Source organism: Amycolatopsis sp. NPDC043889, from assembly GCF_056435645.1.
In genome coordinates this window covers 63,726-76,074 of the sequence record NZ_JBWKEC010000038.1, presented here as the reverse complement: position 1 = coordinate 76,074, position 12,349 = coordinate 63,726, and the positions used below count along the sequence as shown (strand labels likewise).

7 protein-coding genes are annotated in these 12,349 nt (G+C 69.4%); 1 reads left to right on the top strand and 6 read right to left on the bottom strand.

Annotation, left to right across the window (positions count from 1 at the left end; all coding sequences use genetic code 11):
* Nucleotides 1-168: 168 nt before the first annotated feature.
* The 3 genes from AC0685_RS38715 to AC0685_RS38705 form a co-directional block, all read right to left on the bottom strand.
* Nucleotides 169-1,359, bottom strand: a complete 1,191-nt coding sequence (locus tag AC0685_RS38715; protein ID WP_478230034.1) for an SWIM zinc finger family protein — start codon at nucleotides 1,357-1,359, stop codon at nucleotides 169-171.
* Nucleotides 1,359-4,115, bottom strand: a complete 2,757-nt coding sequence (locus AC0685_RS38710; protein ID WP_478230033.1) for a DEAD/DEAH box helicase — start codon at nucleotides 4,113-4,115, stop codon at nucleotides 1,359-1,361. The genes AC0685_RS38715 and AC0685_RS38710 overlap by 1 nt, the downstream gene beginning before the upstream one ends.
* Before the next feature lie 138 nt (nucleotides 4,116-4,253).
* Nucleotides 4,254-6,329 carry an acyl-CoA dehydrogenase family protein gene (locus AC0685_RS38705; protein WP_478230032.1) on the bottom strand — a complete coding sequence of 692 codons (2,076 nt, stop codon included), beginning with the start codon at nucleotides 6,327-6,329 and terminating at the stop codon, nucleotides 4,254-4,256.
* A gap of 157 nt (nucleotides 6,330-6,486) precedes the next feature.
* On the opposite strand from AC0685_RS38705, the gene kstR reads away from it, so the two are divergent.
* On the top strand, nucleotides 6,487-7,134 hold the full coding sequence (kstR, locus tag AC0685_RS38700) for a cholesterol catabolism transcriptional regulator KstR (RefSeq protein ID WP_038523880.1): 648 nt from the start codon (nucleotides 6,487-6,489) through the stop codon (nucleotides 7,132-7,134).
* Nucleotides 7,135-7,204: 70 nt separating this feature from the next.
* Here kstR and AC0685_RS38695 read toward each other — a convergent pair whose 3' ends face one another.
* Genes AC0685_RS38695 through icmF form a run of 3 tightly spaced genes read right to left on the bottom strand, consistent with a single transcriptional unit; the run spans nucleotide 7,205 to nucleotide 12,262 of the window.
* Complete coding sequence (locus AC0685_RS38695; RefSeq protein WP_478230031.1) at nucleotides 7,205-8,194, bottom strand: TIGR03557 family F420-dependent LLM class oxidoreductase; 990 nt, start codon at nucleotides 8,192-8,194, stop codon at nucleotides 7,205-7,207.
* Nucleotides 8,191-8,982, bottom strand: a complete 792-nt coding sequence (locus AC0685_RS38690) for an LLM class F420-dependent oxidoreductase (protein ID WP_478230030.1) — start codon at nucleotides 8,980-8,982, stop codon at nucleotides 8,191-8,193. The genes AC0685_RS38695 and AC0685_RS38690 overlap by 4 nt, the downstream gene beginning before the upstream one ends.
* Nucleotides 8,983-9,025: 43 nt before the next feature.
* Nucleotides 9,026-12,262 carry a fused isobutyryl-CoA mutase/GTPase IcmF gene (gene icmF / locus AC0685_RS38685; protein WP_478230029.1) on the bottom strand — a complete coding sequence of 1,079 codons (3,237 nt, stop codon included), beginning with the start codon at nucleotides 12,260-12,262 and terminating at the stop codon, nucleotides 9,026-9,028.
* Between the last annotated feature and the right edge of the window lie 87 nt (nucleotides 12,263-12,349).

The window sequence follows — 12,349 nt, the reverse complement described above, 5'->3', positions numbered from 1 at the left end:
GCAGCTCCTCCCCCTAATCCACCAGCCCCCACTTGGTGCGGGGGGGGAAATGTTTTTGGGGGGGGGTCGATGTAGTTGTGCGGCACTGTCCGGGGGGGTGGGGGGTGGTTTTTGGGTTCCCACCCAAAAACCCCACCCACGACCACCGCGCCCAACGCTCTCCGCCGGCTATTCGCAGGGCGGGTAGATCACGTCGGTCGGCCGGGCGGAAGACGGGCCGTCGACCCGCCAGCCTTCGCCGTCGCGCACAAACCGGTACCACCGTTCGTCACGGCCGTAGCGCAGTTGCAGATCGCCCTGGGTGATCCGGTTCCGCCAGGTCTTGGGCTCTCCCGGCAATCCCGACTCGGCGAGGTCCGCCCTGGCCTGGGCGAGCGGCGCCTGCCCCGGCCGCCACGCCTCCCGGACCACCGCCATCCCGCCCCGGCCCGCCTCACGCCAGGCCTGCGCCCACAGGGCCAGATCCCGCACCGCCACCCCGGCCGCTTCGGCGAGTTCGGCGATCACATGCGGGTCACTCGCCGCCGCGCGGCGCGCGAGGTCTTCCTCGAACGACAGCTCCACTTCACGCTCGGGCCCCATGACCAGCAGCTCCCAGGCCCTCGCGGCGGCGTCGGCCGCCAGTTCGACGAACATTTCGCCGCTCCAGCCGGTGCGGTGCGGCGGGTCGACGTCGAGGACCGCGGGCGGTCCGACCGTGCCCGGGACGGCCGGCCGCGGCGGGAGCGCGGCGATCCGCCGGGTGTACGCGCGTTTCGGGTCCACTCCGGGCGCGGCGGGGGCGCGCACCCGCTTGCCCGGCTCGCTCGCGGGCGCGCGGCGGGACCTCAGTTCCGCGAGCACGGCCTCCCTCGGCCTGCCGCGCAACAGGAACAGCACGAACGGATCGGCGTCGACCTCGTCCGCGACCAGGTAGTACACCGCGGCGACGTGCTTGCACGGGTTCGCGCTGTCGGGACAGGAGCACTTCGGGCGCAGATCTCCGGGACCCGGCAGCAGATCCGCGCCGGCGGCTCGAGCGTCCTCGGCCAGCTCACCGGGCAGCTCGCCGTCGAGAAGGGCGGCGACGTGCCCGAGCCGGGAGCCGACCATCCCGAGCAGGCTCTCCCACTGCTGTCCGGTGAACGCCCGCATGTGGATGGTCACCCGGTACGGCACCGTCCGGCTGCCCTGCACCCAGGCCGTCACCTCGCCCTCGCCGACCGCGAGCTTGCTGACCGTGCCCTTGCGCGCGTACGTCCGCCCGCGCGGCAAGCGGTTCGGATCGAGTTTGGCGCGTTCCTCCAGGGCCTCGACCCACGCCTTACCCCACCACGTGTTGCCGAAGGTGCGCCGTTTCCGGCCGGTCATGCCGGGCATCACGTCTCCCCGAGCCGGACCAGGTCGGCCAGTTCGTCGTCGGAAAGCTCGGTGATCCAGTCCTCGCCCGCGCCGATGACCGCGTCCGCCAGCCCGCGTTTCGTCTCCAGCACCTTGGCGATGCGCTCCTCGAGCGTGCCCTCGGCGATCAGCCGGTGCACCTGGACCGGCCGGTCCTGCCCGATCCGGTACGCGCGGTCGGTGGCCTGGTCCTCGACCGCCGGGTTCCACCAGCGGTCGTAGTGGATCACGTGGGTGGCCTTGGTCAGGTTGAGCCCGACCCCGCCCGCCTTGAGCGAGAGCAGGAACACCGGCACCTCGCCGGCCTGGAACCGGGCGACCATGTCCTCCCGGACCTTGGGCGTGCTCGCCCCGGACAGCAGCATCGTCGGCAGCCCGCGTTCGGCCAGGCGTTTCTCCAGCAGGCGGCACAGCTGGACGTACTGGCTGAACACGAGCACGCTGTCACCCTCGTCGAGGATGACGTCGAGCAGCTCTTCGAACGCGGCGAGCTTGCCGGACCGGCCGTGCAGCACCCCGGGTTCCTTGAGGTACTGCGCCGGATGGTTGCAGATCTGCTTGAGCTCGGTGAGCAGTTTGAGCACCTGCCCACGCCGGGCCACGCCGTCCAGCTCGCGGATCATCGCGAGGTTCTCCCGGACCACGGCCTCGTACAGCGTCGTCTGCTCGGCGGTGAGCGGGACGAACCGGTCGGTCTCGGTCTTGCGCGGCAGCTCGGGGGCGATGTCCGGATCGGTCTTCTTGCGGCGCAACAGGAACGGCCGGACCGTCGTGGCCAGCCGTTCGGTGGCGGCGACGTCACGGTCGCGTTCGATCGGGCGGGCCACCTTGCGGCGGAACCCGTCGAGCGAACCGAGCAGACCCGGCGTCGTCCAGTCGATGATGGACCACAGTTCGGTGAGCCGGTTCTCCATCGGCGTCCCGGTCAGCGCGACCTTCGCAGCGGCCGGGATCTTCCGCAATTCCTTGGCGGTGGCCGAAAGCGGGTTCTTGACGTGCTGCGCCTCGTCGGCGGCGATCATCCCCCAGTCCACTTCGGACAGTGCTTCGCGATCGCGGCGGAGGACGCCGTACGTGGCGAGCACGACTTCGTCCGGCGCGACCTCGTCGAGATGCCGCCCGCCACCGTGGAACCGGCGTACCGGGATGTCCGGCGCGAACCGGGCGAACTCACGTTCCCAGTTGCCCAGCAACGACGTCGGGCACAGGACGAGGGTGGGGCCTTCGCCGAGGGGACGGCGGTGCAGGTGCAGGGAGATGAGCTGGATCGTCTTGCCGAGCCCCATGTCGTCGGCGAGGCAGGCGCCGAGACCGAGGCCGGTCATCGTCGCCAGCCAAGCCAGCCCCGCCTTCTGGTAGGGCCGCAGGGTGGCCTTCAGGTCCCCGGGTTGCTCGATCGGTTCCGCGGCGCTTTCCCGGATTCGCTGGAGCAGCCCCGTCAGCGCCGATGGCGCGGTGAACTCGACCTTTTCGCCGTCCAGCTCCAATTCGCCGGTGAGCGCCGCGGCCAGCGCCTCGGCCCCGGACAGCTTCTTCGCGCGGTGAGCACGCACCTTGGCGAGCAGGCGCGCGTCGACCTTGACCCATTTGCCCCGCAGCCGTACCAGCGGCCGCTTCGCCTCCGCGAGCGCCGTGACCTCGGCGTCGGTGAGGTCCTCGTCGCCGAGGCTCAGCCGCCAGCGGAACTGAAGCAGGCTCTTGAGCGTGAACTCGGGCCCGGTGACACTGCCAGGGGCCTGCGTCGCGCTCGCCTTCGCCTTGAGCTCGCCCGCGAAGAGGTCCTTCGGCCACTGCACTTCGATGCCGGCGCCGCCCAGCGCCGCGTCCCCGTGGGTCAGCAGGTCGACGACCTCGTCGTACTCGAGTGTCAGCCCGGTCGGCGCGGCGGACCGGAGCATGCGGCCGAGCGGCGCCCATGCCCTGGCGCCCCGGCGGAGGCCGAGCAGCAACTGCGTCTCGACCTGCTCGCCCATCCGTTCCAGCACCGCTTCGGGCGCGTCCCACAGCGTCGCCGCCTCGACGATCAGGCTCGGATCCGCGGCACTCCGCACCGCGAGGACCGCGGCGAACTTGGGTTCTTCTTCGGGGTTCTCGGGCTCGTGCACCTCCATGCGCAGGACGAGATGCGCGCCCTGCGCCTGCCGGGCGCTCAGTTCCGCCAGCCACGCGGCACCGTCCGGCCCGACCAGCGTCGGCTCGGTCGCGGCGAACGCCGGACCGCCCGCCGCGACGCTCGCGGCGGGCGTGCGGACCAGCACGTCCGCCGTCGCGTCCCAGAGCGCGCGGATCAACGACTCCGGCGAATGCAGGCGGATCCGCTTCAGCCCGGACAACGGCAGCGCGTGCGCCTCGGGAGGCAGCGCGGCGGCGAGCCCGCGCAGCATCTCCTCGTCGGCGACGTCGAGCGGCCCGACCCGCCACGAATCCACCCCGCCGGGTGAGGCCGCGGGCAGCAGCCTGCCGCGGGCGATGAGGTTCACCCCGGCTTCGGTGACGGCCGACCACGCGGCGATGGCCGGGCTCAAGTCGCCGTCCGCGGTGAGCAGCCGCGGAATCGCGCGCGACAACGGGACGAGTGCCGCGTCGACCTTCGTGCGCCGGAAGACCTTCCCCACCGGCAGCACGAGTTCGATCGCGGTGTCACCCGCTACGCCGTCTCCCCAGAGCGCCAGCACGCCGTCCCGCGGGGGATCCGAGGGGACGAAGGTGGCCTGGGTTCCTGTGCCGAACTCCACGCCCAGCACGCTAGAGCACCGGACCGACAGGCCGCGGGCGGCGGTGCTATGAAAGGTCCTTTCCTTGCAAATTTTGCAAGGAAAGGACCTTTCATAGCACGCGGAAGGGGTGTGACCGGGACTTTCACGACCCGGCTTTCAGGACCGGGGCAGCCCCAGCAACCGCTCGGCCGTCAGCGACAGCAGCACCTGAGTCGTCCCGCCCGCGATACTGAGGCACCGGGTCAGCAGGAACTCGTGCTGCGCGGGGTCGCCGGCGACGAGCGCGTTCTCCCCCAAAGCCTCCAGCGCGAACTCCGCCACAGCCTGCCGATGCCGCACACCCAGCAGCTTGCGCACACTCGACTCGGCACCCGGATCCTGGCCGTCGAGCCGCCGCAGCGTCGCCCGCAGGTCCAGGACCGAACACGCGCTGCCGTCGGCGATCAGCGCGCCGAGCCGCTCCCGATCGGCGTCGTCGCCCAGGGTGGCGAGCAGATTCTCGACCCCCTCCCCCACCGCCGATCCGCTCCCGAGGGCGACGCGCTCGTTCGCCAGCGTCGTCCGCGCGAGCCGCCAGCCGCCGTCGACCTCCCCGACCACCATCTCGTCCGGGACGAACACGTTGTCGAGGAACACCTCGTTGAAGACGGCGTCGCCGGTGATCTCGCGCAGCGGGCGCGTGCTGATCCCGTCCGCGGTCATGTCGACGAGGAAATAGGTGATCCCCTTGTGCTTCGGCGCGTCCAGATCGGTGCGCGCCAGGCAGATCGCCCAATCGGCTTCGCGCGCGAGCGAGGTCCACACCTTCTGGCCGTTCAGCAGCCATCCGCCGTCGACGCGGCGGGCCGTCGTGCGGAGCGACGCGAGGTCGGAGCCCGCCTCGGGCTCGCTGAACAACTGGCACCAGGTGATCTCGCCGCGCAACGTGGGCGCGGCGAACCGTTCGCGCTGTTCCACCGAGCCGTGTTCCAGCAGGGTCGGGATCGCCCAGGCGCCGATCACCAGGTCGGGACGGCGGATGTCCGCGGCGGCGAGGGCGGCGTCGATCCGCAGTTGCTCGGCCGCGGCGGCGCCTCTGCCGTACGGCGCGGGCCAATGCGGGGCCAGCAGTCCCGAATCCGCCAATGCGACCCGGCGTTCCGGCTCGGGTAAGGCGGAGATTTCGCCTACCAGGTCACGGAGTCCGGTGTCCTCACCGACGTCGACGCTCAACGTCCGGCGGTCGCCGCGCAGCGCGAGTTCGGCCGCGCGACGACGCCAGCGGGCGGAACCACCCAGCCATTGCCGCAGCGCCACCGCGCGCCGCAGATAGAAATGCGCGTCATGCTCCCAGGTGAATCCGATACCGCCGAGGACCTGAATGCAGTCCTTCGCGTTGGCCACGGCCGCGTCGAGCGCGTAGGCCGCCGCGGTCGCCGCCGCGAGGGCGTGCTGCGCCGGGTCTTCGGCCGCTCTCGCCGCGTCCCACGCGAGCGCGTCGGTGGCTTCGGCCCGGCACAGCATTTCCGCGCACAGATGCTTGATCGCCTGGAATGACCCGATCGGACGGCCGAACTGTTCCCGCACTTTCGCGTACTCGACGGCGATCCGAAGACACCATCGTGCGATCCCCGCGGCTTCCGCGGCGCCGAGTGTGGCGGCGTGGGAATCCACTGGCAGCGCCTCGAAAACCGCTTCGGGCCGCACCTTCGCGCACCGGACCCGGCCGACCGGCCGGGAGACGTCGAACGGCTCGCACCGCTCGATGTCCACTCCGGATGCTCCGGGTGGGATGAGCGCGGAGACGTCGCCGTCGGAGACCAGCGTCCACGCCGACGGGTGAACGTCGAGAGCCGGGCCCGACTGGCCGTCGACCACCGAATCCGCGATACGAAACCCGCCGCCCAGCACCACCGCCATCCTTTCGGTCCCGTCCGCGAGACCGGGCAGGATCTCCTTGACGGCCTGGGGAACCGTCGCGAGCAACGCGCCGCCCAACGCGGTCCCGAGGACCGGACCGGGCACGAGTGCTTCGGCCGCTTCGGCGAGCCCGGCGGCCAGATCGGCCAGCGTGCCGCCTGCGCCGCCGACGTCTTCGGGAATCGCCACGCCGAACAGGCCGAGTTCCGCCAGCCCTGGTGGCGGCTCGGTGATCCGGCCACTTCGGACGGTGTCGACGGGACGGGCGGAAGCCGCCCAAGCGCGGATCGACGCGGCCAGGGCCGCCTGTTCCTCGGTGAGCGCGATCGACACGGGTGAGACCTCCTCGCCGGACCTACCCGCGAGTGTAGAACGTGTTACAGTTTCTTGCCCAGTGGGTCACGTCTTGAACAGTTCGTCCGCTTAGGTACGCTACGCGGGGAAAGTGGAACAAGTTCCGAAGATCGGTTCGACGAAGGGGGACGTGGCGATGCCAGGGAAGGCCAAGGCACCCACGAGCGCGAAGGCGCGAAGCGGCAATGGTCTCTCCGCGCTGGGCGGCGAGGAACTCGGCTCCGCGGCACAACGCGACCGGCGGCGCCGCATCATCGACGCAACCCTCACCCTCGCCGCGAAAGGCGGGTACGACGCGGTCCAGATGCGCGCGGTCGCCGAGAAGGCGGACGTCGCGCTCGGCACGCTGTACCGCTACTTCCCCTCGAAGATCCACCTGCTGGTTTCCGGGCTCGCCAGGGAATTCGAACGCGCGCAGGAGAAACTCGACCGCGCGGCGATCCCCGGCGATACCCCGAGCGAACGGCTGATGTTCGTCCTCGGCCGCAACACCCGGCTGATGCAGCGGGACCCGCACCTGACCGAAGCCATGGTCCGCGCGTTCATGTTCGCCGACACGACCGCCGCCGCCGAGGTCGAGCAGGTCGGGCGGCTGATGGAGAACATGTTCGCCAAGGCCATGGGCATCGAGGACCCGACCGAGGCCGATCGCGACATCTTCCACGTCATCGCCGACGTCTGGATGGCGAATCTGGTCGCCTGGGTGACGCGTCGCGCGTCGGCGGCCGACGTCGCGAACCGGCTCGAACTGTCGGTGCACCTGCTGCTGGACAAGAACGTCTGAACGCTATGAAAGGTCCTTTCCTCGCAAATTTTGCGAGGAAAGGACCTTTCATAGCGCGCGCGAGGGCGGGTCAGGCGGTCAGCTTCGGCAGCACGTCCCGTCCGAAGGTCTCGATGAACGCGTCCTGGTTCCGGCCCACGTTGTGGATGTAGATCCTGTTGAACCCGGCGTCGACGTACTTCTGCAGCGCCGCGCGGTGCACGTCCGGATCGGACGAGACGACCATGCGGCCCTCGAAGTCCTCACGCCGCACCAGTTTCGCCATCTGCGCGAAGTCGAACGGCGAGCGGATGTCGGCCTTCGGGAACTTCATGCCGCCGTTGGGCCACTGGTCGAGCGCGTTGGCCCACGCCGTCTCGTCGTCCTCGGCCCACGACAGGTGCACCTGCAGCAGCTTCGGCATCGAGTCCGGGTCCTTGCCGGCCTTCCGCGCGCCGGTGCCGAAGTTGTCGAGGATCCCCGCCAGCTTCTCGATCGACGCGCCCGGCGTGATCAGCCCGTCCGCGAGCTCACCGGTCTTGCGCGAGGTGTACGGACCGGCCGACGCGATGTAGATCGGTGGCGGCTCGTCCGGCAGTGTCCAGAGCCGGGTGGTGTGCAGTTTGAAGAACTCGCCGCTGTGCTTGACGTCTTTGCCGGTGAACAGCTTCCGGATGATCTCGAGCGCCTCGAACATCCGCCGTACGCGCTCGGGTGCTTCGGGCCAGTAACCGCCGATGATGTGCTCGTTGAGCGCTTCGCCGGAGCCGATGCCGAGCCAGGTCCGGCCGGGGTACGTCGCCTCCAGCGTCGCCGCGGCCTGCGCGACCATCGACGGGTGGAGCCGGAACGATGGGCAGGTCACGCCCGGCCCGAGGTCGCCGGTGGTGTTCTCCGCCAGCGACGCGAGCACGCTCCACACGAACGACGCTTCACCCTGCTGAGGGACCCACGGCTGGAAGTGGTCGGCGGCCATCTGGCCGGAGAATCCGTGCTGTTCGGCCAGCGTCGCCAGCCGGATCGACTCGCGCGGCGAGAACTGCTCCAGTGCCGCGGCCAACCCGATTTGAACCTCAGTCACGCCTGCTGCCCCTTTCGAAAGCTCTCGGCGACCTTCGCGAACTGGTCGAGTCGTTCCAGTGTCGCCGCTTCGGGCTCGGTCGGCAGGAAGAGCGTCGCCTCGTCGACACCGCCCTCGGCCAGCCTGCCCAGCGCGTCCTCTTCCGGGGTGGCACCGAAGGCCGAGAACTTGAGGTCACTACGGCCCTTGTCCGCCAGCCACTGACGAGCCCGGCGAAGCTCCTCCGGCGGGGTGTGGGCGTGCGGCAGCCAGCCGTCGCCGTACTTGGCGATCCGCTCCATCGCCTTCTGCCCCGCGCCACCGATGTAGATCGGCGGATGTGGCTTCTGCACCGGCTTCGGCCACGCGAAGATCGGATCGAAGTCGATGTGCTCGCCGTGGAATTCGGCCTCGTCCTTCGTCCAGATCTCCTTCAGCGCCGCGAGTCGCTCGTCGACGAGCGCGCCGCGGGTGCGTGGATCGGTGCCGTGATTGCGCATTTCCTCCCGGTTCCATCCGACGCCGACGCCGAAGACGAACCGGCCTCGCGAGACCAGGTCCAGCGAAGCGACCTCTTTCGCCGTGTGGATGACGTCGCGTTGCTGCAGCAACGCGACGAACGGGTCCAAGGTCCGGTAGTACACGCGCGGCAGTTCGCCACCGCCCGGGTAGGGCGTTTCCCGGCTGACCGGGATATGCGAATGCTCCGCGATGTGGAGCGAGCTGAACCCGCGCTCTTCGGCGGCCGCGGCGAGGACGTCCGGTCTGCTGCCTTCATCGGTGATGAAGGCAGCGATTCCGATCTCCATGTCCAGCAACTACCCGGACACGCGCCGCGATATTCCCAGGCCGCTACACGTTTCGCCGGTACTGCCCGCCCACCTCGAAGAAGGCCTCGGTGATCTGGCCGAGCGAGCACACCCGCGCCGCGTCCATCAGGACACCGAACAGGTTGCCGCCCCGGGTCGCGGCCTCGCGCAGTGTCTTGAGCGCGACCTGCGCCTCGGCCTGGTGCCGGTGCTGGAAGTCCTCGAGCCGCTCCAGCTGCGAACGCTTCTCGTCCTCGGTCGCCCGCGCGAGTTCGACCTCGACGTCGTTTTCGCCGCCGTTCGGGTTGCGGAAGGTGTTGACGCCGATGATCGGCAGTGTGCCGTCGTGCTTCTGGCGTTCGTACAGAATCGACTCGTCCTGGATCTTGCCGCGCTGGTAGCCGGTCTCCATCGCGCCCAGCACGCCGCCGCGTTCGGAGATCCGGTCGAACTCCAGCAGCACGGCCTCTTCCACCAGATCGGTCAGCTCGTCGATGATGAACGAGCCCTGCAACGGGTTCTCGTTCTTCGACAGGCCCCATTCCTTGTTGATGATCATCTGGATGGCCATCGCGCGCCGCACCGAGCTCTCCGACGGCGTGGTGATCGCCTCGTCGAAAGCGTTGGTGTGCAAGGAGTTCGCGTTGTCGTAGAGGGCGCAGAGCGCCTGCAGCGTGGTCCGGATGTCGTTGAAGCTCATCTCCTGCGCGTGCAGCGACCGGCCGGAGGTCTGCACGTGGTACTTGAGCTTCTGCGAGCGCTCGTTGGCGCCGTAGCGCTCCCGCATCGCGACCGCCCAGATCCGGCGCGCGACCCGGCCCAGCACCGAGTACTCGGCGTCCATGCCGTTGGAGAAGAAGAAGGACAGGTTGGGCGCGAAGTCGTCGATGTCCATCCCGCGCGCGAGGTAGCTCTCGACGTAGGCGAAACCGTTCGACAGAGTGAACGCCAGCTGCGAGATCGGGTTCGCGCCGGCCTCGGCGATGTGATAGCCGGAGATCGACACCGAGTAGAAGTTCCGGACGCCGTGCTCGATGAACCATTCCTGGATGTCGGCCATCATGCGCAGGCTGAACTCGGTGGAGAAGATGCAGGTGTTCTGCCCCTGGTCCTCCTTGAGGATGTCCGCCTGCACGGTGCCGCGGACGTTGCGGAGCGCCCACTCGCGCAGTTCGGCGGCCTCGGCGTCGGACGGCTCGCGGCCGTGCTCGGCCTTGAACGCCGCCATCCGCTGGTCGATCGCGGTGTTGAGGAAGAACGCGAGGATCGTCGGCGCCGGGCCGTTGATCGTCATCGACACCGACGTGCTCGGCGAGGTCAGGTCGAAACCGTCGTAGAGCACCTTCATGTCTTCGAGCGTCGCGATGGAGACGCCGGAGGTGCCGACCTTGCCGTAGATGTCGGGCCGGGTGTGCGGGTCGTGCCCGTACAGCGTCACCGAGTCGAAGGCGGTCGAAAGGCGCTTCGCCTCGGAGTCGGCCGAAAGGAGCTTGAACCGCTTGTTGGTGCGGAACGGGTCGCCCTCGCCCGCGAACATCCGCGCCGGGTCTTCACCCTCGCGCTTGAACGGGAAAACGCCCGCGGTGTAAGGGAAGTAACCGGGAAGGTGCTCGCGGCGCAGGAACGACAGCAGCTCGCCGGACTCGGTGTAGCGCGGCAGCGCCACGCGCGGGATCCGGTTGCCGGACAGCGTGTCGCGCCAGAGCTGGGTGCGCAGTTCCTTGTCGCGGATCTTCACGACCAGCTCGTCGGCGCGGTAGGACTCGGCGAGTTCCCGGAACCGGGCCAGCAGCTTCGTCGTTTCACCGTCCACATCGGACTCGGCGGCGGCGAGCAGGCCGTCGAGCGCGTCGGTGCTCGCGTCGGCGGCGGCCAGCACCTCCTTGGCGGCGGCGAGGTGCTCGCGTTTGCGCAGGGCGGCGACCTGCTGCTCGGTCTTGGCGTGGTAACCCCGGACGGTCTCGGAGATCTCCGCGAGATAGCGCGTCCGGTTGGCCGGGATGATCGTGCTGGCGTCGGTGGACACCTTGCCCTCGACCTTCGGGAGCACGCCTGCCGAGACGGTCAGGCCACGCTCGGCGAGGGTGTCGCGCAGGTGCTGGTAGAGCGCGGTGACGCCGTCGTCGTTGAACTTCGCGGCGCTGGTGCCGTAGACCGGCATGTCCTCGGGCGAGGAGCTGAACGCCTCGCGGTTGCGCACGAGCTGGCGCGCGACGTCGCGGCGGGCGTCTTCGGCGCCGCGGCGCTCGAACTTGTTGATCGCCACCGCGTCGGCGAAGTCGAGCATGTCGATCTTCTCCAGCTGCGACGCCGCGCCGAACTCCGGCGTCATGACATACAGCGACTGGTCCACGTAGTCGACGATGCCGGCGTCGCCCTGGCCGATACCGGGCGTCTCGACGATCACCAGGTCGAATCCGGCGGCCTTGCACGCGAGGATGGACTCGGAGAGCCCGGCGGGGATCTCGCCGCTGGTGGTCCGCGTGGCGAGCGAACGGAAGTAGACCGGGCTGCCGTCGAGGCAGTTCATCCGGATGCGGTCGCCGAGCAGCGCTCCCCCGCCCTTGCGGCGCGACGGGTCGACGGCGAGCACGGCGATGCGGAGCTTGTCCTCCTGGTCCAGCCGGAACCGGCGGATCAGTTCGTCGGTGAGCGAGGACTTACCGGAACCACCCGTCCCGGTGATGCCGAGGACCGGCACCGTCCGCGACTTGGCGGCCTCGGTGATCTTGTCGAGCGCGTCCTGCGGCAGCGCCTCGCGCTGAAGCTGCGTGATGACCCGGGACAGCGCCGGGATGTCCCCCGAAAGCAGCTTGTCCAGCGAGCCGGGCGACTGCGCGGACAGGTCCGTGTCGCAGGCCTTGATCATCAGGTTGATCATGCCCGGGAGGCCCATCTCGTAGCCGTCCTCCGGCGAGAAGATCCGCGCCACGCCCCGGGAGTGCAGCAGGTCGATCTCCTCGCGGACGATGACCCCGCCGCCACCGCCGAACACCTTGATATGCCCCGCGCCGCGCTCGTTGAGCAGCTCGACCAGGTAGCTGAAGTACTCGACGTGCCCGCCCTGGTAGGCGCTGATGGCCACACCCTGGACGTCCTCGGCGATGGCCGCGGTGGCGACCTCGTCGACCGACCGGTTGTGCCCGAGGTGCACGACCTCCGCGCCCTGCGACTGCAGGATGCGCCGCATGATGTTGATGGACGCGTCGTGCCCGTCGAAGAGGCTCGACGCCGTCACGAAACGAACGGGGTTCACGGGCCGGTGCAGGTCGCTGCTCATCCCTCCAAAATACTAGGACTTCCTACTGTTTTAAACCCATCCACTCGCGTGATGGCGCTCTCACTCGTCCTTGACAGATCAACTCGC